The following is a 21,144-nucleotide window of genomic DNA, read 5'->3' on the forward strand; positions in this document are numbered from 1 at the left end:
GGCACTCGGAACTCAGCACTCAGCACTCAGCACTCAGCACTCAGCACTCAGCACTCAGCACTCAGCACTCAGCACTCAGCACTCAGCACTCAGCACTCAGCACTCAGCACTCAGCACTCAGCACTTTTCACCCCGGAGCCCGATGCGTCTCGAAAACAAGGTCATCTTCGTAACCGGCGGCGGCAGCGGCATGGGCCGCGTGGCCGCCGAGGCGTTCTGCCGCGAGGGCGCGCGCGTGGCCGTGGCCGACGTGACGGAGGACGCGGGGCGCGAGGCCGCCGACGCCGCGAAGGCCGCCGGCGGCGACGCCTTCTTCGTGCGCTGCGACGTGTCGAAGGAGAGCGACGTGCGCGACGCCATCGCCGCCACGGTCGAGCGCTTCGGGCGGCTGGACGTGCTGTACAACAACGCGGGGATCATGATGGAGCAGGACCGCTCCGTCGTCGACACCGACGAGTCCGTGTGGGACCGCACGCTCGGCGTGAACGTCAAGGGGATCTACTTCTGCTGCAAGTACGGCATCCCCCAGATGGTGAAGGGCGGCGGCGGGTCGGTCATCAACATCGCCAGCTTCGTGGCGCTGGTGGGGTGCAGCGTGCCGCAGGACGCGTACACGGCCAGCAAGGGCGCGGTCATCGCCCTCACCAAGTCGCTGGCCGTGCAGTTCGGGCCACAGGGGGTGCGCACCAACGCGCTCTGCCCCGGCCCCATCGAAACGCCGCTGATGACGGAGTGGCTGCTCTCCGACCCCGAGGCCAAGCGCATCCGCCTGGCGCGCAATCCGTCGGGCCGCTTCGGGCGCCCCGAGGACATCGTGAACGCGGGGATCTACCTGGCCAGCGACGAGAGCACGTGGACGAACGGCGCCGAGATCGTGATCGACGGCGGCATCACCAGCAACTACTTCTGACCGTGCGGCGCGGGGGATGAACGGCAACGGCGGGTTTGGGCGTGTTTGGCGCCGAGGCGCCAAACCGGGCTGCGCGCGCGGTAGGCAACGATACGACCGTTGCCAACCGCGCCGGGCCCCCGCCGCGCCCGGCATCCCGTCGATCCTCCCGCATCCGCGCACGCACGGCGGCGTCCCGGCCCTTCGGGCGCGCATCCCTCCCGCGGGTGCGCGCCCGATCGCCCGCGCCGCCCTCTCCCCGCGCCTGGGAGCGCTCGCCCTCTCCCGTTCCGGGCGAGGGGGGCTGTCCAGCATCGGCGCCGCCTGCATCCTCCGATCGCCCCCATCCTTCCGCGTGCCGGTGATGCCGGGGAAACGAGCCGGGCGGGCAGGATGCGGCCCCGCGGCACCGATCTCGTCCAGCTACCTCTCCCGGTACGGGAGAGGTGGAGGGCCTAAGCCGGCCGGAGAGGGCGCGGCGCCGCGGACGCGCTCATCACCCATCGATCGCACCGTCAGCCGCGCCGGAGGCCGCCCATGAGCCGCCCGCGCATCGGCGTGGCGCCATGCTTTTTCCACGCGGACCCGCAGCGGCCCATCTTCAAGGGCAAGACGCTGCTGTACGCGGAGGAATCGCTCACGCACTGGCTGCAGCGCGGCGGCGCGCTTCCGCTCATCCTCCCCACTCCCGCGGGCGACGTCACCCTCGGCGACCTGCTGGGCGAGGTGGAGGGGCTGGTGCTGCAGGGCGGCTCCGACGTGTGCCCCGGCTGCTACGGCGAGGAGCCGCTGAAGCCCGAGTGGGGCGGCGACTCCATCCGCGACCAGCACGAGATCGCGCTGGTGCGCGCCTGCCTCGAGCGCGACATCCCCGTCCTGGGCGTGTGCCGCGGGATGCAGATCATGAACGTGGCGCTGGGCGGTTCGCTCTGGCAGGACCTGGCCACGCAGAACCCCGCCTGCCGCACGCACCGCGACTGGAACGTGTACGACCAGCTTTTCCACGAGGTGCGCTTCGAGCCGGATTCGTGGATCGCGCGGCTGTACGACGGCGCGCAGGGCGGCCGCGTGAACACCGTCCACCACCAGGGCCTCCGCCGCCTGGGCGAGGGCCTGCGCGTGGAGGCCGCCAGCCCCGACGACGGCGTGGTCGAGGCGGTGCGCTACGACCCCGCCGGCGACGGCGACCCGGACTCGGCGCGCCCGTGGGCGTACGGCGTGCAGTGGCACCCCGAGTTCCAGGACCCGGCCGACGCCACGCTCCTGCACGGCACCCCCGTCCTCGCCGCCTTCCTCCGCGCGGTGGAGATGCGGAGAGGAGCGAAAACCTGAGCCCGAGCTTAGTTCTCCCCCTCCCCCGCGGAGCGGGCGGAGGGGGCCGGGGGGAAGGGGGCCCAGCCAGGCGGGCAAGATGCATCCAGAGTGCGCCGAAGCCTCTTCGCACATTGAGGTCTCCCCCTCCCCCAGTCGGGTTTGGGGACGGGGCCGGGGGGAGAGGGGCTGGATGCCGGGCGACGGCGATCCCTGTGGCTCGCGTCGATGTAGACCCACGAAGAAGGTGTGATCCCCATGCTGCAGGTCGTGAATCCCGCCACCGAAGAGGTGATCCGGGAGCTGGACGAGGACACCCCCGAAACGCTGCGCCAGAAGGCGGGGACCGCGCGCGAGCACCAGCCGGCGTGGGCCGCGCGCCCCGTGGCCGAGCGCGTGGCGTGCGCCCGCCGCTTCGGCGAGCTGCTGGCCGCGGAAGCCGACCATCTCGCCGCAACGCTCACCAGCGAGATGGGGAAGCCGATCCGCCAGGCGCGCGGCGAGCTCTCCGCCATGGCCGCGCGCATCGGCTTTTTCGCGGAGCAGACGGAGCGCGCCGTGGCCGACGAGGTCGTGCAGTCCGAAGGGACGGAGGAGCGGATCCGCTGGGAGCCGCTGGGGGTCGTCGCCAACATCTCCGCGTGGAACTACCCGTACTTCGTGGGCTCCAACGTCTTCCTCCCCGCGCTGCTCACGGGGAACGCCGTACTGTACAAGCCGTCGGAGTTCGCCACGCTCACGGGGCTGGCCATCGCCGACCTGCTGTACCGCGCCGGCATCCCGCGCGAGGTGTTCGCGCCCGTCGTCGGCGCCGGTCCGGTCGGCGCGTCCCTGCTGGAGCAGCGGATCGACGGCGTGTTCTTCACCGGCTCGTACGGCACCGGGCGCCGCATCGCCGAGACGGTGGCGGGGCGGCTCATTCGCGTGCAGCTGGAGCTGGGCGGCAAGGACCCGGCGTACGTCTGCGACGACGTGGACGTCGCCGCGGCGGCCGCGGCGACGGCAGAGGGCGCGTTCTACAACGCCGGCCAGAGCTGCTGCGCGGTCGAGCGCGTGTACGTCCACCGCTCCATCGCCCGCGAGTTCACGGAGGCCTTCGTGGAGGCGGTGCGCGGCTACGCGGTCGGCGACCCGGCGGACGAGGCGACGTACGTGGGCCCGCTGGCGCGCAGGCCGCAGCTGGACGTGCTGCGCGAGCAGGTGGACGACGCCGTCCGCCGCGGCGCCACGCTGCTGGCAGGCGGCCGGGCGCGCGAGGGGCGGGGATGGTTCTGGGAGCCGACGGTGCTGGCCGGCGCGACGCACGAGATGAAGGTGATGCGCGACGAGACCTTCGGCCCCGTCATCGGCATCATGGAGGTGGAGGGGGACGAGGACGCGGTGCGGCGGATGAACGACACCGAGTACGGGCTGACGGCGGCCGTCTACACCCCCGACCGCGACCGCGCCGAGCGCGTGCTGCGGCAGGTGGACGCGGGCACCGTCTACTGGAACTGCTGCGACCGCGTCAGCCCGCGCCTCCCGTGGACCGGCCGCCGCCACTCCGGAATCGGCTCCACGCTCGGGACCATCGGCATCCGCGCGTTCGTGCAGCCCAAGGCGTATCACCTGAACCCGACCTGCGGCATCGCCTGATCGCCGATATGCGCTCGCGGGCGGCTTAGGCCGCCCGCGCTCCTGTGGAGTCACGCATTCTTGTTTGCGATCTCCGCTCCGACGTAGGCTAGGAGCATTCCGCGGAGCCAAAAAAGCAAGCCAAGCCCGTAGGACGGCAGCAATACGAACCAAGGAAAACGATGGACATTCCACGCAAGGAAGGCGGCGTGGAAGATTCCCACCAGACTCCCGAAGAACAGGAAGAACAGGAAGGACTTCATCCACCAGTCGCGAATAGTGTTCATCCATTGAGAATTGGTTTCCCTCTCCAGATATCGCTCCACACTGATAGCATTGGGCGGCGACAGAAGGTACTCCAGATCCATCTCGTACGCTTTGGGCAGCCGGTACCGAAGATCCTCCGAGATTGCGTTCATCAGGATTTCGGCGCCGACCATGGTGGCGACGACCAGGTAGAACAGGGCACCAAGTAGGGGAGGACCTGCGAGCAGGAGCAGTGAGATCTCACTAAGCTTGAACGATGCGATCTCTCCCTCCTTTATGATCCCGGCCGAGATGAGGTAACACAGGATCCAGACAAGCACGAATCCAATGACCAGCCGGTTGAAAGACCGCATGGCCTCAGCGTGATTGTCGCGGAACATCGCGATCAGTTCGCCCAACGAGTGCTCGTTCTCCGGGGCTCGCACTGCATACAGCGCTGCGATCTTCTCGCGGATGCCCTGCTTTACGAGGGTTGCCGTCATTTTGCTCTCGAGGCTCAAAGGGAAAGGGATTCTACTGCCCCGACTTCACTTTCGCCGCTTGGCCGATCACTCTAACTCGCGCAGGCAAGCTCCAACTCGTCGCCCTTGCCGTCAATGTCCACCCTCAGCTGTGGTTGCGGGGGGGGGCGGATGCAGATATACGCAGTTCTGATGTCCATTCTCCACCACACTGATTTGCCGCCTCCGACACGGCTTCTTAGGGGCCGTGCATGAGCAAGGGTGACGATGAGCGGGAGTGGGACAGGGTTTCACCTGTAAAGGATCGATCCTCCTACTCTCCGCACGCGAAGGGGATCGTGGCGGTGACGGGCGCGCCGGCGGGGGTCTGGCCGGTGATGCGCGCGGAGAGGCGCAGGCGCGAGCAGCCGGTGCCGTACAGCCAGAAGGCCACGTACGTCCGCCCCTGCGTGGTGATGATCCCCGTCTCCTGCGAGCGCTGGAAGGTGGTGCGGCCGCGCTCCGTGACCGTCAGCTCCACCTTCCGCTCGGGGAGGTAGCTCCCCGCCTCGCCGGTGACGACGGCGACCACGAGGGTGGCGTTGGACGAGCCGCCCGCGCGGCCCTCGCCCGCCGGCGTGTTCCACAGGTCCACCGGGCGCGCGATCAGGTCCGGCGAGAAGGTGCCCTTGTCGGTGTAGAACAGCATCGCCCGCAGCGAAAGGCGGTACGGCGGCGGCGCGGCGGGCGCGCGCGCGGCGGCGTCGGCGCGCGGGAGGACCGCCGCCGCGAGCAGCGCGGCGGCCGGCAGGATCCGCTTCATTCTCATCGGCATCATCGGTTCGGGGAAGTGGGAAAGGCGGGAGAACGGCTCATCTCATCCGGTTCATGTCGATCCGGAACTCGGCTTCGCGGCCCAGGCTCAGGCGTACGCGCCGCGAGTCGATCACGAAGCCGTTGGGGCGCTCCCGCACCGTCAGCAGCACCCACCCCGCGTCGCTCACCGGCACCACCAGGTGCGCGGTGCCGCGGGGGTTCACCGTGCCCAGCAGCTGCGGCGCGCTATCCGCGATGCCGTTGAAGTACACGTCCAGCGGGCGCGCCGAGGGGTTGTCGACCAGCACCACGCACCGGCCCTGGCAGGGCTCGGCGGCGGCGGCGGGGGGGCCGGCCGCGCGGGGCTGAGTGGCGCAGGCGGCCAGCAGCGCCGCGGCGAGCGGAAGCGTGTGAAAGATTCGCATGGGCATTCGGGGGGATGGGGATCGGGAGCGAATCGCGCCGGGACGCGCATCCTCGCGGCAACGCGCGTGCCGACTGGAGGATGTGGGGATGGCGATCGCTCGCGGGCGATGCGGCGCATGGGCCCGCCCCCCCCCCCGGCGCGCGCATCCGCGTCCACGCCGGAGTCCATGCATCCCGGCGGAGACGCGGGCTCGCGCTCCGCCATCATCATCCGCCTCCTTCCCGATCTTCGCCAGCCGGTGCCGGGGGCGTCAGGGCTTCGCGCCCAGGTCGCCGGACTTGGACCGGGCACCCGCGGACACGACGGCGCTGGCGTCGTCCTCTTCATCCGCATCCGTGCCGTCCACGCCGGTGACGCGGAACGAATCCAGCGCCCGCGCGGCGATCTCCTCGTCGCGCGGGCCGGGGCGCACGCGGACCGCGAGCACCATCCACGCCACCACCGGACCCTGGCGCGAGACCGACAGGTCCATCTGTGTCCGCACCTGGCGCCCGTCGGCCGCGAAGACGACGGGCGTGCGCAGCGTCACGCGGTCGTCGCGCACGATCTCGGCCGGCTCGCCGTCCAGGCGCATGTTGCCGGCGGCCTGCAGCATCGCGGCGCGCATGATCTGCAGCACCGCGCGGCGTGTGGCGATGCTCGTGTCGTTCAGCTCGCGGCTCAGCCCCATGCGGAGCACCATCACCGCGCCGGCGTTGTTCCCGAACACGTAGGTCCGCAGCTGGTACCCGTTCCCCGCGGCGTCCCTCGTGGACAGGAAGCGGTAGCGGGCGGGGAGCACCAGGTCGTAGCCGGCGCCGTGGTACACGGAGTCGCCCCGCTGCGCGTGGAGCGGGGCCGCGGCGGCGCAGAGCGCCAGGGCGAGCGCGATTCGAATCCGCATGTGCTTTTCTCGCAAGATGAAGGGAAGAGCGGGGAGATGCGGTGGGTGCCACGTGGATGCCGCCGTCGCACACCGGCCGCGCGGGGTCCGACAAGGCACGTCGCGGACCGTAGACGGCCCACGCCGCCCATCTTCAAGCGAATATTGGAGATGCGGAATAGCTGAATGGGAGCGGCCGCCTCGGGTCCACGCCTCGGGCGAGACACGGAACGGCCAAGGTGGGACAGCGGCGTCCCGGCGGAAGGCGGCGTGGAGACGGCGGAGGCAGAGACGGAGCGCCCCCGGACGCGGGTGCGTGCGGGGGCGCGGAAATCGTCCTCGCGGCCGCGTCAGCGCGCGGGCGGCGATGCGGCGCCCACCCAGCTCACGTCGAAGCCGCGCACCTGTGACTGGAAGACATGCGCGCGGACGGCGGGGTCCTGGCGCACCACCGAGTCCGCTTCCGCCTGCGACGCCGCGCGAAACACGATCAGCGCCGCGTTGTCCCAGTAATCGCCCTTCATCCCGCCGGCCAGGATGGCGCGCCCGGCGCGGCGCTGCTCGTCCCAGTAGCGCACGTGCCCGTCCAGCGCCGCGTTGGCGGCGCTGTCGCTGGGCCAGCGCCCGGTTTCCTTCCACTGCGCGTACAGGTCCCACCGCAGCCGCAGCAGAACCACGTACGCGGGCTCCGCGGCGGGGCGGGCGCGCGCGGCGGAGGTCCACGCGCTCCCTGCGGCGGCGGCGGCGAAGCACAGGACGAGGGCGATCTTCAGGCGTGCGCGCACGTTCTCTCTTCGGAATTCTCAGTGATGGAAAGATCTCGGACCCGGCGGCGACGCGTCACCGCGCGGCGGCGAGCCGGCGCGCTTCGGCCAGCCCGGGCGCGTCGGCGTCGGCGTGGCGCCAGTTCTGGAGGAGGCGCCCGGCCGCCTCGGCGGCGCCGGCGCGGTCGCCCTGGGCGGCGCGGGCGCGGGCGAGGCCCAGCAGCGCCGCCGAGCGGTTCGGCATCAGCCGCAGCCCGGCCTCGTACGCCGCCGCCGCGCCGCGCGCGTCGCCGCTCTCCAGCAGCCACGCGCCCAGCAGCTCGTGCGCGGGCATCCACCACGGCGGCCCCACCGGCTGCGTCCGATCCTCCGTTTCCGCGGCCTCGCGCATCAGCGCGATCGCGCCGGCGCGGTCGCCGCGCGCGCGGGCGGCCAGGGCGCGCAGCTCCCTTGCGTACACGGGCACGCCCCCGCCCCCCGCGCTCCCGGCGTCGAGCAGCTGCTGGAACGCGGCGGCCGTCTCCTCCGCCTGCGTGGCGTCGCCCCGCATCGCCGCGGCGGCGGCCTGCTGGAACGCGGCGACGTTGGCGAACGACCACGCGCGCATCGTAGCCGCGGCGGAAGGCGGTCCCGGGCGCGACGCGCCGGAGGTGGATGCCGCGGCCCAATCCCCCGTGCCCGCGGCGAAGGCGAAGCGCAGCGCGGGCTCCACCAGCCGCGCGTCGGCCGCCTCCGCCGCATCGGCGGCGGCCAGGTCGGTGCCGGCGAGAACGGCGTGCGCGGTGTCGACCAGGGCGCGGGCGGCGCGGAAGCGGCCCTGCTGCAGGTAGCCGTACTGCAGCCACATCAGCCCGTGAAAGCCCAGCGCCATCGGCGACGCGTTCCGACGCGCCACCCACGCCCGCGACGCCGCCCACCCGCGCTCGTTGGAGCTCACCTCGTCGTCCCACATCCCCAGTTGCAGGAAGATGTGCGAGGGCATGTGCAGCGCGTGGTCCGCGTCCGGCGCGATGCGGGCGTACGCGCGCGCCGCCGCCAGCCCGCGCTGCGCGAAGCCGGGGGCGTCGGTGGCGTGGATCAGGTAGTGCGCCGCGCCGGGGTGCTGCGGGCTGACGCGGAAGACGCGCTCGGCCAGGGTGATGGCCGCGTCGCGGACGGCCGCGCGCCGCTCGGGCGGCACCGCGCCGGTGTACAGCGCCGTCTGCAGCGCGAGGGACGCGAAGGCCTGCGCCTCCAGGTCCATGGTGTCGCGGGCCGCCAGCGCGCGCAGCGAGTCGGCGTAGGCGGCGGTGCGCACCGCGGTCGGCGCGTCCGCGAAGAAGGCCTCGATCGCCGCGCCGTAGGCCCGCTCGCGCGGGGTGCCGGCCAGCGCCAGCCGCGCCTCCGGCGTGGGCGCCAGCCGCCGCAGCGCCGCCCGCGCGGCGGGAAGGTCCTCCTCACCCCAGACCAGGTGCGACCAGGTCAGCGCCTCGCCCCAGAACGCCATCGCGAAGCGCGGATCCGCCTGCTCCGCCGCCTTGAAGGCGTCGGCCGCGTCCTCGTACTCGAAGTTGTGCAGGAAGGCCAGCCCGCGCAGGAACGGCGCCTGCGCCGCCGCCGCGCCGGAGTTGGGAAAGCGCACCGTCCCCAGCCGCGGCGCCGCTTCCCCCGGCTGGTGCGTGTGCGCGTGCGGCGGCTCCTGCGCGAGCGCGGCGGGGGCGGTCGCGGCCAGCGCGGCCAGGGCGAGCGGGAGGAGGTTCGGCTTCATGGCGTTCGGTCGATGGAGATGGCGATCGGCGCTCGTGGGAATCATCTCCCGGACGAACGCACTTCGGAATCGGGGGATGGAGATGCGGGTCAGCCGGGGGAGACGCGCTGCCGCACGCGCGGGGCCCGCCCGGCGCGGATGCGCAGCAGCACCGAGGCGGCGACGAAGCCGATCACCCCGCCGATGAGCACGTGCACCACCTGGCCGAACTCGCTGGCCGCCAGCAGCCACCCGGCCGCGCCGCCCGCGACGGTGCCGGCCACCGTCCCCAGCAGCGCCAGGCCGATCGGCACCGTGCGCATCAGCAGCCACGCGGCGGCGGGGAAAAGCACGCCGCCCAGCACGGCGCCCACGCCGCCCACCAGCTGCAGCGCGCGGAGGTCGAGCGCCTCCAGCCCCCCGCTCACCGCCAGGCCGATGACCAGCGTGGCGATGGCCGCCACGGCGCCGAAGAGCGCACCGCCCACGATCAGGCCCGCGGTGACGGCGAGGATGCGTCGCGCCTGGCTCATGCCGTTCGCCGTCGGATGGAGATGCCGCGTGTCACGCGACGGAGACGCGGGGCTGGCGTCGCGCGTCGCGCGTGGCGGTGATGCGCAGCAGCACGGCGGCGACGAGGAAGCCGATCACCGCGCCTGCGGTGGCGTCCAGCACCGCGCTCGCCTCGGAGGTGGCGCCGATCAGGATGGCCTGGAAGGGATCACGGGCCGGGATCATCCACCCGGTCACCCCGCCGGCCACGGTGGCGGCGCCGGTGCCGAGGAGCGCGATCCAGACGGGGACGCGGCGCATCAGCATCCACACGGCGGCGGGGTAGAAGGCCATCCCCAGCACCGCGCCCACGGCGGTGACGAAGCCCAGCAGCCCGACCGTGGACAGGTTCCCCAGCTGTCCGGTGATCGCCATCGCGATCGCGAGCGCAAGCACCGCCGTGACCGCGCCGAAGGCCGCTCCGCCCACGATCAGCCCGACCGTGACCGAGAGGCTCCGCAACTTCCGCTTCATGATGTCCTCGGTGTTCAAGGGTTCCGCTGTAACAGAGGGATTACCGGCAGGATTTCCAGCGCAGGGTCGAACCGTCCATCATCATCCTCCCCTCAACATAAGCGGGTGCGGCGGAAAGGCATACGATTTTTATTGTCGGGGGAGGTTTCGCGGGGCCCTGGCCGTGTGGACCTTCCCTCGCGAGCCCGCGAGGCCCTCCCCCCGCGGCTGGGGCCGCGTACCCCCTCCCGATAACGGGCCCCGATAACGGGAGGGGGTAACTTCGAACGCGGCGCGCAGGTGATTGCGCATGCGTCCGCGGAGGTGTGGCGCGAAGCCCGAGCCCAACATCCCAGCAGCTCCGAAGTTCGGTAGCGGTGAGTTCTCCCCTCTCCCGCGGAGCGGGCGGAGGGGCCGGGGGAGGGGGCCAGCCTGGCGGGCAGGATCTCTCCTCACGCACCGTCAGCTTCTGCTCTCGCTGTTGTCCTTCTCGGGGTCAGCGCTCCGCGCCGCTCCCGATCACCCGGCGCACGAATGCGGCGGCGGCGGCGAGGACCGCGTCGGGGTGCTCGCGGTGGGGGGAGTGGCCGCATTGGGGGATGGGGAGGACGGCGACGGGGCCGCCGGACTGGCGCTGGATGGCCTCCACCTGGCGCCAGGTGCCGTACTCGTCGTCCTCGCCCTGGACGACGAGCGCGGGGACGCGGATGGCGGGGAGATACGCCTCGATGTTCCAGGCGCGGAAATCGGGATCGAGCCACACGTCGTTCCAGCCGCGGAAGGCCACGTCCACGTTGGCGCCGTGGTGCCGCGCCAGCCGCTCGCGCAGGTCCGTGGTGCGGTACACGTCGCGGATCGCGGCGATGCTGGCCAGCCCGTGCGGCTCGGTGAACACGTGCGGCGCCTCGAGCACCATCCCCCGCAGCCCCGGCGCCGGCGCGCTCCCCGCATGGATCAGGGCGATGGAGGCGCCGTCGCTGTGGCCGAAGAGGACGTGGCCGCCGATCCCCAGTCCCCCGATCACCTCGCCGAGCACCGCCGCCTCGTCGTGCATGAAGCGGACGGGGCGGGGGAGGGAAACGGGATCGGACGCGCCGTACCCCGCGCGCGACCAGGCGACGGCCCCGCACCCCGTCGCCGCCGCCAGCCGCACGGGGAAGTCGCGCCAGAGCCCGGCGCTCCCCAGCCCCTCGTGCAGGAACACCACCGTGGGCGCGCGGTCCGGCCGCGGTCCCGCCCACCGGTACTCCAGCCGCGCGCCGCCGGCCCGGATGAAGCCCGCCATCCCGCCGTCCGCCATCACCGCCGCGTCCCGGATGGCGGCGGCTCGCCGATGAGGCGGCTGAACTCCGCCAACTCCTGGCGCGAGGCGGCGCGGGAGTAGAAATCCCCGTTCCGCAGCGTCTCGAAGAAGTTGGTTCCGATGCCGAACGAGCCCTCCATCTCGCTCCCCGCGCGGAACTCCACGATGGTGTAGGGAACGGGGACGCCGTACCACGGCTGCTCCCAGCCGGCGCGGCGCTCATCCACGAAGCGGACCAGCGCGCGCAGCCGGGCGGGATCGCGGATGGTGTCGCGCCGTTCCTCCGAAGACGCCGCCTGCCCGTGCCGCACCACGGCCATCGTCACCCCCGCGTCCAGCGGCGGAAACTCCATCCCGCGATCAATCCCCCACGAGCACCCGGCGCACGCGAGCAGCACCGCGATGAGCATAGGGATGAGCTTTCCGCGCATCAGGTCGGAATTCATCGATCGTTCCGGAGCACGTGCGTCGGCGAGCGGGGCGGGAGCGGCCACGAAACGGACGTTACCATCCCGCGCGCCCGCCGCAAGCCCGGCTGGCCGATGTGGACTCGCCTGCGGGGATGAAAGGCGAATGGAATTCGCGGGCAACAACAGCACAAAGTCCCTGCGGGACTGCTTTCCCGCATCATCGCGGTCAATCCGGCATCCTGCCACGCCGGAGCCGATCCGTGCGCCGATGCCTGCTGGCCGCGCAAGAACCGTCCCTCCCCCAGGCAGTTTTGGGGGAGGGACAGGCGCTGCCCGGACGCGACGCAGTCGCGCCGGGCAGTCGCCAGGGAGAGGGCCCGCGGCGCGCCGGGGGCAGCGCAGTAAAGCCTACGGCGCGAGTGATTTGCGGAAGTGGATGGTGCGCTCCACCTCCTCGAATCCCACGGCGAGGTGCGCGCGCTCGCTGGCGTGGTTGTCCAGCAGCGTGTCGGACGCTATCTCCGTATAGCCGCGCTCGCGGGCCCACGCATCCGCGGCGCGCATCAGCAGCGCGCCGATGCCGCGGCCGCGCACGTCCGCGTCCACGAACCAGCTTTCCACGTACGGCGTCTCGCCCTCGCAGCCCTCGGCATAGTTGCGCAGGGAGAGCTCGAGCAGGCCGCAGAGCGCGCCATCTTCCCGCTCGCAGACGAACACCGCCTGCGTGTGCGGCCGCCCCGCCGGGCGCGCGGCCAGGAAGCCGTCGACGTCCTCCGCGTGGTCGGCCTCCACAGTGCCGTCGTACAGCGCGCGGAGCATGCGCAGCCACTCGGCGCGGTCGCCGGGCTGGACGGGACGGATGCGCATCGGAAGTCTCGGCGGGTGGTGGGGAGAATCGGGGCGACGGGAGATGGTGTACGCCGCGCGCGAGCCGCGGGGTCCATCCGTCATCCGACAGGGTTGGAAAGTTCCGGGCGCAGCCGATCACCGGCGACTGAAGCCGCAGCAACAACCACGGAAAGCCTCGCAAACTGCGCGAAGCTGCTGCGCTCATTCCGCGGCATCGGCGCTCACGATCGATCTCCTTTCATCCTCTCCTGGACGCGCGCAGCGCTGGGCCGAGTCAGGAAAAAATCAGTCGCGCGGAGAATCAGCGGAGCAGAGAGGGATGCACACTTTCGCACTCTCGCACTCTCGCACTTTCGCACCCAAACGCCGAAGGGGCCGCCCGGCAGCGGCCCCTCGACGTTCAATCCATCTCCATCTTCCAGAACCATCCCTGCCGTTACAGCGAGTTCACGTACGCGACCACCGCGGCCTGCTGGGTGAGGGTCAGGTTGCGGAAGCGCGTGCGCGCGTTGGCGCCCTCGCCGCCGTGCGCGGCCACCGCCTCCTGGATGGTGCTGGCGCGGCCGTCGTGCATGAACACCTCCATGAAGCGCGCGCCCATCAGCGGCTCCGTGCGGAACTCGCGCGTGCGCGCCTGGTCCAGGCAGATGTCCACGTTCTCGGCGCCCATGTCGTGCAGCAGGAAGTCGCTGAACGGCCGCACCGTGCGGTAGCTGAGTGCGGCGATGCCCACGTCGGTGGTGGTGTACTGCGCCGTGTGGCACCCCGCGCAGCCGATGGAGTTGAACAGGTCGCGCCCCGAGGCGCTCTGCGTGGTCAGCGGCACCGTGGGCGGCGGCGCCAGGAAGATGACGAACGAGTTCAGGTCGTCGAAGTCCGTTCCGCTGATCTCCGGCTCCGGCGCGGGGTCCACGCCGAACGGAATGGGCATCCCGCCGATGTTGTTCTCGGCCAGGTTGAACTTGTTGGTGATCCCCATCTCGTTCAGCAGGGCGCCGGCGTTGAAGAGCGTCACGCTCCCCTCGTTGGCCTTGTGCCCGAACTTGCCGATGTCGCCCGCGGACGTGTAGTGCGCGCGCCCCGAGATCCCGTCGTAGTTGTAGTCGTACGGGTCCTCCTGGTTCACGATGGCCGCGTTGGGGATGGCGGCGATCAGCCCGAACCCGAACAGGTCCGGCACGGTCCGCGACCCCCGCGCGTGCGTCACGGTGGGGAAGGGCTCGCTGGTCAGCCCCGTGGCGGCGAACAGCTTGGGCGTGACCGAGTCCTGGTGCACGAACCCGCCCTTGGCCGTCAGCAGGTCGCAGCTGCCGTCGCTGCGCACGTTGGTGAAGTGCGTCTCGACCTCGTCGCCCGTTCCGCCCAGCACGCCGTCGTCCTCGCCGTGGCACTCCGAGCACGAGCTGGCGTTGAAGATGGGCCCCAGGCCGTTGGTCTGCGAGAAGGTCTTGTCGAACAGCACCTTGCCCCGGTTGAACGCGGCGAGCTGGGCCAGCGTCAGGCCGGAGATGGGCTGTCCGAGCGTCGTTCCCGCCGCCGACGCGGCGTGCGCGGGGCCTTCGGGAACGACCAGGGTGGAGGTGGGCGATGGACCCTTGCGGTCGTCGACGCAGGCCGCGACCAGCAAGCCGAAGAGGAGCGTGAGGGGTACCTGGGCCGCGCGGCGCATGCGACCTCCGGGGCGCGTTGGTGGGTGGCCGGACGGTGCACGTTGCGGCGCATGCGGAACGGATGCCGCGGCGCGCCGGGAGGGGTGCCGGACCCTCGCGCGTGCCGCTCCGTGCGCATGCAACGGAACCCCCGCCAGCCGGGCGTCGCGACGCGGGGCCGGGCAGGGGTTCGGGCACTCGGTGGGGAGCGCTTGGGAATGTCGTCCCTGGGTGTCCGGCGGCCGGACGGCTCCCAGGGGGAGCCTTCGCCGGGCAGCGTCAGGTCGCGAAAGCGCTGAGCGCTGGGTGCACGGTCCCGCTGCACGGGTCCGTCGCGTGTGGGTGAGTCATATTAATCCTGGGTTAATCTCCGCGTCAATGATTTTCTTGTCAGAAACCGTGTGTGTTCGTGGTTTTCCACAGGACAAAACGTTGTGGGGTATGCAGATGCCGAGACGGCGGGAAACGGGCGATCCCTCTCTCCCCCCGGCGGCGGGACGGTGTCCCCTGTCCCCCCGCCCCTGTCCCTGTCCCCTGTCCCCTGTCTCACGTGCCGCGCAGCAGGGGTCGGATCGCCGCGGCCAGGAGGAGCGGGGGATCGTCCGGCCGCACGTCGAAGCCGTCTTCCGCGCCCCAGATGGCCGAGAGCACGGCCTGCGCGAACGCCCACGCCCGCGCGCGGTCCACGTCGATCCCCAGACGCGCGCGGAAGATGGCCAGCCGGCGCTCCACCGCCGCGGCCGACGCGAAGAGCTCGGGCCGCTCCACCGGGTTGCGGAGCGCGGCGCCCAGCTCGTACTCCGCCTCGCCGGCCACGCCCTTGGGGTCGATGGCGGTCCATCCGCGCCGCGCGTCGAGCAGCACGTTGTAGTGCTGCAGGTCGCCGTGCAGCAGCCGCGGCTCGCGCTGCGAGGCGCACAGCTCCCGGTAGACGCCGCGCGCGTGCCCGGCCAGGCCGCGCTCGATCCGCGTGTCGCCGGACGCCAGGTAGCGGTCGAAGCTGCGCGCCCACTCCTCCACCGTGGCGCATCCCGGCGGAGGCGGGGCGGGGGTGGAGATGCGGCCGATGACGTCCGCCAGGATCTCCGTCGCCTCGTCGTCGCGTCCGGCGATGGCCATCCCGGCCAGCAGGGTGGCGGGGTGCAGCCGCTCCAGCAGCATCGCGCCGGGAACGTGGCCGAGCACGCGCACCATCCCGCGCCCGCCGAACGCGGCCAGCACGGCGCCCGAATCCCACTCGTCGCCCCGCCGCCGCACCAGCTTCACGACCACGGGCTGGCCGCCGCGCGTGCCGAACGCCACGAGCGACGACTCCGTCTCGCGCGTGGAATCCGGCCGCACGCCCCACGCGCGGAGCCGCTCCTCCATCCGCTCCGCGAGGGCGGCGTCCGGCGGGCGCGGCTCCGCCATCTCCCCGCCTACTTCCCCTCGTCCGCCGTGGGGCCGTACATCTCGGGGACGGGAACGTCCACCAGGCGCAGGTACACGCCCAGCTGCGCGCGGTGATGGACCAGGTGGTTGAGGACCACGGAGCGCAGCATCTGGTAGCGGCTCTGCGTCTGGAGCACGGCGCCGCCCCGCTTCAGCGTCCACGGCACCTGGAAGTCGTCGTCCGCGGCGTTCGCGATGGCCTCGCGGGCGGCGGCGGCGTTGCGGTCGAACTCGGCCAGCAGCGTGGCCGTGGTCTCGATCGTGTACCCGGGGAACTTCGGCCCGTCCACCGGGGCGATGTCGATCTCCGTGCGCGACATCATCATCGTGGTCCACGACGGCAGGCGGGCCACGAGCTGCGCCAGGTGCGCCATGGGGAACGACTTGGGATGCGGCTTCCACTCGCCGCGGCCGTCCGGCACGCGCTCCAGCACGCGGCGGGTGGTGGCGAGCTCCTGGTCCAGCTCCGGCAGCAGCAGTTCGGCGATGGTCATCGGCGTGGGCGGGCGGTGGGTTGGAGATGCGCGGACGGCGCCAGGGTAGACCCGGCGCCGCGCCGCCGCAAGGGAGCTACTCGTCGGTGTCGAACACGTAGGTGTCGGACGAGGACTTCCGCTTCTTCAGGTATCCCTCGTCGCCGTTCGGCTTGCGGATCCTGTACTTCTCGCCCTTCGAGAACATCCCGGAAACGTCCTCCAGCACGTAGTTGCCCGCCAGGAAGTTGCGCGTCTCCAGCGTGCCGCCCCACGTCTCGTGCAACTCCCCCAGGTCCCTGCCGAAGTACCCGGGCGTCTGCAGGTGCAGCTTCCCGTCCTTCGCGACGATCTGGTACTCCTCCATCCGGTTCTCCGTGCGTCGAAGTGTGTCAGCCGCGGACCGACGGGTCGTCGCGGTTCACGGCCGGCTCGCGGTCCTCGCGCCAGACGTGGTAGAGGATGCTCCAGCGGCCGTCGCGCTCGCGGCCGAACACCATGAAGTACGTGCCCGAGCCCAGCAGCCGGGCGTCTCCGCGGGCGCGCGCCTGCCACGTGCCCTGCAGGTGCCCCGCCGGCCCGGCCATGCGCTGGTGCAGCGGGGACAGGCGCAGCGTGCGGTCCTCCATCAGGTGCCCCACGGTGCCGCGCGCGGCCACCTGCCCGCCGGTCAGCACCGTCCCGGACGGCGTCACCAGCACCGCGTCGGGCGCGTAGAGCGAGACGAGCGCCGCGGTGTCGGCGCGGTTGAAGGCGTCCTGCCACGCCTGCCGCAGCTCCGCCGGCGACCCGGGCGAGGTGGCGGGGCGGGCGGCCGGATGGCAGGCGGAGACGAACACGGACGCGAGCGCGGCGAGCTGCCGGATGTGGAGCCGGGACATCGTTTCGGGATTCGGGAGATGGAGATGCGGCGCGGAGGCCAATGCCGCCGCGCGTTCGGCCGGAGACTGCAACGCGCCGGCCCCGCCATCTCTGCCCGGCGACCCCCCGGCCGGCGCGATGAACGTACGTTCCCCCGGAGCCTTCCGAAACGGTGCTTGTCGTGCGCTGTCGCTAACTTCTACGCGCTATTCCTGATGACGTCATCCTGAGTCGAACACCGCGCTGCGCGCGACCACGATGGATGAAAGGGGGAGGCGTCCTCCAGAGCGGAACCGGCTGCCGAGCCGAACAGCCTCGCGCAGTTTGCGACGCTTCCCGTAGTTGTTGCTGCGACTTTAGTCGCCGGTGACCGGCTGCACGCGGAACTTTCCATTCAGGCCGGCCAAGCCACAACCTGCATCCACACCGTAAGTTGCAGGCCGAAGGATCTATCGCCGGTCGCGCACGTGATTCGCCGAGACGCGCCGATTTCCCGCATCCCGCTACCCATCTCCATCTTCCACCGATTTCGCCGCCAATTCACGCAGACAGCGGGCGATCTCGCCGCGGCCCAGGTGCTCGGCCCAATCGAGCGGCGTTCCGTCGTAGACGCGGTCGCGGGCGTCGAGGGGGGCGCCGGCCTCGACGAGCACCTTCACCGCGCCGAGCGAGCCGGAGTCGACCGCGTGGTGCAGGGGCGTGGCATGGGGATGGATCGCGGTGGCGTACGCCCTGACGTCGGCGCCGAGTCCGATGAGCGTCGCCAGCGCGCCCGCGTTCCCGTTCAGCGCCGCGGCGGCGAACGCGATCTGGCGGTCCTCCGCGGTCGCATCCGCCGCGAGGCGCGCCGCGTCGTCCGCGCGGTCCAGGCAGAGCGCGGCCGCGAGCGTCAGCCTCCCTCCGCGCTCGACCAGGTGCGCCGCCGCGGCCAGGTTCCGCGCGGAGAGCGCGCCGTAGCCATCGCCGGGGTTCGCGCCCGCGTCGATCAGCGCGTCCATCAGCTCCGTCTGCATGCCGCAATCGCGGGGGACGCGCCCCGTCACCACCAGCGCGAGCGCGTAGTCGAGCTGCGCCTGCAGCTCCGGCGCCTCCTCGCGCTTCGCCGCGGTGGCGATCGTCCGCGCGACCTCGGCGATGTTGGCGGGAAGGCTCCCGATGCGGATCGGGTTGTCCGCCACGAACCAGAGCAGGTACGGCGCGCGGAAGTAGCCCTCCAGCGCGCCGTTCACCCTGTCGCGCAGCCAGTCGCCGGGCGCGGTGAGGCGCTCGCGCACCAGCGCCGGATGCGCGGCGAGAAGGCGCTCCAGCGCGCCCGTGTCGCCGGCGTCGATCGCGCCGGCTGCCTCGCGAAAGAGCGTGTCGAGAGATGCGGAATCGTCCATCAACCCTCCTGACTTGCAGGAATCACACGGGGAATCGGGGGGAACGGAGGATGGATCTTCTCCGTCTCCTCCGTGTGATCCAACCAGGGGAATGGCGGCGGAGATGCTTCCCGTCACTCCGGGATGCGCGCCGCGCCGGTGATGTCCTCGCCGGGGACGAGCACGAACTCGCAGCGCGCGCCGGCCAGACGGCTCTCGCGGTACGGGCGGTACTCGTCGCTCTCGTAGAACGCCATCGCCGCCTCGCGCGACGGCCATTCGGTCAGCACGAGCACCTGCGGGGCGGCGCGCTCGCCCTCCATCTTCTCCAGCCGCGAGGTGCGGGCCAGGTACCGCCCGCCGAACCGCTCGATCATCGGCGTCACGTCCTGCACGTACGCCGCGATCCAGCCGCGGTCGGTCACGTCCATCTCCACGATCGCATAATGCTTCACGGAATCTCCCGGTGATGCCGATCCAGAGCCGTTGGAAGTGCGGAGGAGACGCGCAAAGTCCGGATGCGGCGCGGCGGGAGCAAGCGACTCGATCGACTCTCTTGCCCTCCGCGAGCCCCGGAAGTAGACTGTGTGCTCCCGAAAAAATCCCGAACAGCCATCCGGCTGCGGGACGCGCAGGGCTCACCCTCACCACGCGAGGCCAGCCGTGTCGACCGAATCCGCCGCACCCGCCGTGTTCATCACCCCCGAGGCGCTGCTGGAGCACTGGCAGGGCCACCGCCGCCTGACCCGGCGGGTGATCGAGCTCTTCCCGGACCACGAGCTCTTCACCTTCTCCGTCGGCGGCATGCGCCCGTTCGGCGCGATCGCGCTGGAGATGCTGAGCATGGCCATGCCGATGGTGCGCGGCGTGGCGACCGGCGAGTGGGACACGTCGTTCGACCGCGACCCGATCCCCAAGGACGAGATCCTGCGCCGGTGGGACGAGAGCACCGATCAGATGAACGCCGCGTGGGCGCAGATCCCGCCGGAGCGCTTCCACGAGCAGATGACCGCGTTCGGCCAGTACCCCGGCGTCGCGCACGACCTGCTGCTCTACGTGATCGACAACGAGATCCACCACCGCGGGCAGGGCTACGTCTACCTGCGCGCCCTCGGCATCGAGCCGCCCCCGTTCTGGGAGCGGTAGATCACCGCAGAACGACGAAACCGCCCGGAGCGCATTGCCCCGGGCGGTTCCTCGCCCCACGGTCCCCGCGGGCGGCTCACGGCCCGGCCGGCACCGGCTTTCCGGTGATGTCGACCGGCGCCGGGCGGATCCCGGGCGAAAAGTCCGGCAGCGGGTTGGGCGAGGCGCCGGGAATCCCCTCTTTCTTCATCTTCGCGATCGAGGCCAGCTGCTCGTCCAGCGCGGCGTAGAGCGCGACCAGCGCGTCGGTCAGCGCCTTCTCGCGATCGTCCACCAGCCCGGCGAGCTTTCCGGCCTTGAAGGTGGTCAGCGCGTCGCCGCGCAGGCCGCTCTGCAGCCTGCTCCGCACCGCCGCGGCGTACCGCTTCGCCACCTTCCCGGCAGGGGTGGCCGTGCCGCCGACCACGGTGGAGGCCTCGGTGTTGGTGAACTTCTCGTTCACCAGGAACTCGTAGAGCTCGTCGTCGCTGCTGTGCCTGGCCGCGCGTGACTCGTCGAATCCGGGCACCGCCCGCAGCCCGGCCCGCAGCGACTGGATCGCGCTGATCACCGCCGCCTTCTTCGGCGAGGTCCCGGTGGCCGCCAGCAGCGCCGGGTCGGACGCCATCTCCATCTGCTGGGCGTAGCGGCGGAACGTGTCGCCGCGCTCGCTCTCGGGCAGCTGCCGGTCCAGGATGATGCGCGCGTGCACCAGCTCGTGGAAGATGGTGGTCACTCCGTCGCCCGCCATGTTCGACGGGAAGGTCATGCGGATGTCGTGGTTGACCGTCTGTGACGGCGGCGTCCCGGTGGTGGACACGGCCTCCACCGTCTCGGCGTCGTTGCCCATCAGCAGGGTGGCCTCGATCGACTGCTGCTGGATGTTGAACTGGAGATTGAAGACGTGCTTCGCGCCGCCGACCGTCGCCTCGCGGATGCGGGCCTTCCCGTTCCCCGAGTCGGGGATCAGCCTGGCCAGGGCGGTGATGTCGTCGTGGCCCTTTTCCGCGATCTGGCGCTTGATCTGCGGGATGGTCAGGGTGACGCCCTTGCGGTGGACGGCGGGCGCGGCGGCCCGCAGCGGCCCCGCCGGGCGGCCCGCCGCCACCCGCGACGCCGCGCCGTCCGCCGCGCGCTCCGCCGCGCCGTCGGGCCGGCCCGGCACCGCCGGGGCGCCGGGTGCGCGCCCGCCGGTCTGCACCACGTGCGCCAGCTCGTGGGCCAGCAGCCGCTCCCCGGCCGCCGTGTGAGGCGCGTACTGGCCGCGTGCGAACACGATGCTGGACCCGGCCGCGTAGGCCAGCGCGCCCGCCGAAGCCGCCGCGCGCGCCCCTTCGTCGCCCGCGTGGATGCGCACCCGCGCGAAGTCGTGGCCGAAGCGCCGCTCCATGGAGGCACGCACCGGGGGCGCCAGCGGCTGGCCGGGCCCGCGCGGCGCCCAGTCCGAACGCGGCGGGGTCGCGGACTGCGTACGCGCGGGCGCGGGCGCGGGCGGCGCTGCATCGCGCGGGGTCCGGGCCTGCTTCGGGGCGAACGGCATCGGAATCCTCCCTGGCGGCGC

The 21,144-nt window shown here is 71.9% G+C and carries 23 protein-coding genes; 4 read left to right on the plus strand and 19 right to left on the minus strand.

Translation table 11 applies throughout. The features are described from left to right. Nucleotides 1-142: 142 nt before the first annotated feature. From VLK66_RS18390 to VLK66_RS18400, 3 genes are all read left to right on the plus strand, one after another. Entirely contained in the window at nucleotides 143-910 is a 768-nt protein-coding gene (locus VLK66_RS18390) for a glucose 1-dehydrogenase (protein ID WP_325310924.1), read from the plus strand. Between the two features lie 516 nt (nucleotides 911-1,426). Next, nucleotides 1,427-2,221 (plus strand): gamma-glutamyl-gamma-aminobutyrate hydrolase family protein, encoded by a 795-nt coding sequence (locus VLK66_RS18395; RefSeq protein ID WP_325310925.1) that lies wholly within the window; start codon nucleotides 1,427-1,429, stop codon nucleotides 2,219-2,221. A gap of 237 nt (nucleotides 2,222-2,458) precedes the next feature. Further along, nucleotides 2,459-3,835: an aldehyde dehydrogenase family protein gene (locus VLK66_RS18400; RefSeq protein ID WP_325310970.1), complete on the plus strand. Its 1,377-nt coding sequence runs from the start codon at nucleotides 2,459-2,461 to the stop codon at nucleotides 3,833-3,835. Nucleotides 3,836-3,885: 50 nt separating this feature from the next. Here the strand turns inward: VLK66_RS18400 and VLK66_RS18405 are convergent, their stop codons facing one another. From VLK66_RS18405 to VLK66_RS18490, 18 genes are all read right to left on the minus strand, one after another. Continuing rightward, nucleotides 3,886-4,563, minus strand: coding sequence for a hypothetical protein (locus tag VLK66_RS18405; RefSeq protein ID WP_325310926.1), 678 nt, complete (start codon nucleotides 4,561-4,563; stop codon nucleotides 3,886-3,888). A gap of 292 nt (nucleotides 4,564-4,855) precedes the next feature. Beyond that, nucleotides 4,856-5,350, minus strand: a complete 495-nt coding sequence (locus VLK66_RS18410; protein WP_325310927.1) for a hypothetical protein — start codon at nucleotides 5,348-5,350, stop codon at nucleotides 4,856-4,858. Nucleotides 5,351-5,393: 43 nt separating this feature from the next. Continuing rightward, nucleotides 5,394-5,762: a hypothetical protein gene (locus tag VLK66_RS18415; protein WP_325310928.1), complete on the minus strand. Its 369-nt coding sequence runs from the start codon at nucleotides 5,760-5,762 to the stop codon at nucleotides 5,394-5,396. A 252-nt stretch (nucleotides 5,763-6,014) separates the two neighbouring features. Then, nucleotides 6,015-6,647, minus strand: a complete 633-nt coding sequence (locus VLK66_RS18420) for a hypothetical protein (protein ID WP_325310929.1) — start codon at nucleotides 6,645-6,647, stop codon at nucleotides 6,015-6,017. A gap of 329 nt (nucleotides 6,648-6,976) precedes the next feature. After that, on the minus strand, nucleotides 6,977-7,411 hold the full coding sequence (locus VLK66_RS18425) for a YciI family protein (protein ID WP_325310930.1): 435 nt from the start codon (nucleotides 7,409-7,411) through the stop codon (nucleotides 6,977-6,979). Between the two features lie 55 nt (nucleotides 7,412-7,466). Next, nucleotides 7,467-9,137 carry a hypothetical protein gene (locus tag VLK66_RS18430; RefSeq protein WP_325310931.1) on the minus strand — a complete coding sequence of 557 codons (1,671 nt, stop codon included), beginning with the start codon at nucleotides 9,135-9,137 and terminating at the stop codon, nucleotides 7,467-7,469. 89 nt (nucleotides 9,138-9,226) lie between these two features. Beyond that, a complete protein-coding gene (locus VLK66_RS18435; protein ID WP_325310932.1) occupies nucleotides 9,227-9,649 on the minus strand; it encodes a hypothetical protein in 423 nt (140 codons plus the stop codon). A gap of 31 nt (nucleotides 9,650-9,680) precedes the next feature. Next, nucleotides 9,681-10,142: a hypothetical protein gene (locus tag VLK66_RS18440; protein ID WP_325310933.1), complete on the minus strand. Its 462-nt coding sequence runs from the start codon at nucleotides 10,140-10,142 to the stop codon at nucleotides 9,681-9,683. Nucleotides 10,143-10,617: 475 nt separating this feature from the next. Next, a complete protein-coding gene (locus tag VLK66_RS18445) occupies nucleotides 10,618-11,406 on the minus strand; it encodes an alpha/beta hydrolase (RefSeq protein ID WP_325310934.1) in 789 nt (262 codons plus the stop codon). Between the two features lie 14 nt (nucleotides 11,407-11,420). Further along, nucleotides 11,421-11,870: a hypothetical protein gene (locus VLK66_RS18450; protein WP_325310935.1), complete on the minus strand. Its 450-nt coding sequence runs from the start codon at nucleotides 11,868-11,870 to the stop codon at nucleotides 11,421-11,423. A gap of 372 nt (nucleotides 11,871-12,242) precedes the next feature. Further along, nucleotides 12,243-12,701 carry a GNAT family N-acetyltransferase gene (locus VLK66_RS18455; RefSeq protein ID WP_325310936.1) on the minus strand — a complete coding sequence of 153 codons (459 nt, stop codon included), beginning with the start codon at nucleotides 12,699-12,701 and terminating at the stop codon, nucleotides 12,243-12,245. Between the two features lie 418 nt (nucleotides 12,702-13,119). After that, nucleotides 13,120-14,352: a di-heme oxidoredictase family protein gene (locus VLK66_RS18460; protein ID WP_325310937.1), complete on the minus strand. Its 1,233-nt coding sequence runs from the start codon at nucleotides 14,350-14,352 to the stop codon at nucleotides 13,120-13,122. A 526-nt stretch (nucleotides 14,353-14,878) separates the two neighbouring features. Further along, nucleotides 14,879-15,742 (minus strand): aminoglycoside phosphotransferase family protein, encoded by an 864-nt coding sequence (locus VLK66_RS18465; protein ID WP_325310938.1) that lies wholly within the window; start codon nucleotides 15,740-15,742, stop codon nucleotides 14,879-14,881. Nucleotides 15,743-15,750: 8 nt separating this feature from the next. Further along, nucleotides 15,751-16,257 (minus strand): DinB family protein, encoded by a 507-nt coding sequence (locus VLK66_RS18470; RefSeq protein WP_325310939.1) that lies wholly within the window; start codon nucleotides 16,255-16,257, stop codon nucleotides 15,751-15,753. A 76-nt stretch (nucleotides 16,258-16,333) separates the two neighbouring features. After that, nucleotides 16,334-16,603 (minus strand): hypothetical protein, encoded by a 270-nt coding sequence (locus VLK66_RS18475; protein WP_325310940.1) that lies wholly within the window; start codon nucleotides 16,601-16,603, stop codon nucleotides 16,334-16,336. Between the two features lie 25 nt (nucleotides 16,604-16,628). Then, complete coding sequence (locus VLK66_RS18480; RefSeq protein ID WP_325310941.1) at nucleotides 16,629-17,117, minus strand: nuclear transport factor 2 family protein; 489 nt, start codon at nucleotides 17,115-17,117, stop codon at nucleotides 16,629-16,631. 483 nt (nucleotides 17,118-17,600) lie between these two features. Further along, on the minus strand, nucleotides 17,601-18,479 hold the full coding sequence (locus tag VLK66_RS18485; RefSeq protein WP_325310942.1) for an ankyrin repeat domain-containing protein: 879 nt from the start codon (nucleotides 18,477-18,479) through the stop codon (nucleotides 17,601-17,603). 113 nt (nucleotides 18,480-18,592) lie between these two features. Beyond that, the gene (locus tag VLK66_RS18490) at nucleotides 18,593-18,913 is read right to left on the minus strand and encodes a DUF1330 domain-containing protein (protein WP_325310943.1); all 321 of its coding nucleotides are present in this window, start codon (nucleotides 18,911-18,913) and stop codon (nucleotides 18,593-18,595) included. Nucleotides 18,914-19,121: 208 nt separating this feature from the next. On the opposite strand from VLK66_RS18490, the gene VLK66_RS18495 reads away from it, so the two are divergent. Beyond that, nucleotides 19,122-19,604, plus strand: a complete 483-nt coding sequence (locus VLK66_RS18495; RefSeq protein WP_325310944.1) for a DinB family protein — start codon at nucleotides 19,122-19,124, stop codon at nucleotides 19,602-19,604. Between the two features lie 76 nt (nucleotides 19,605-19,680). Here VLK66_RS18495 and VLK66_RS18500 read toward each other — a convergent pair whose 3' ends face one another. Next, complete coding sequence (locus VLK66_RS18500) at nucleotides 19,681-21,123, minus strand: DUF4157 domain-containing protein (RefSeq protein ID WP_325310945.1); 1,443 nt, start codon at nucleotides 21,121-21,123, stop codon at nucleotides 19,681-19,683. Between the last annotated feature and the right edge of the window lie 21 nt (nucleotides 21,124-21,144).

This window comes from Longimicrobium sp. (assembly GCF_035474595.1).
Taxonomy (GTDB): Bacteria; Gemmatimonadota; Gemmatimonadetes; order Longimicrobiales; family Longimicrobiaceae; genus Longimicrobium.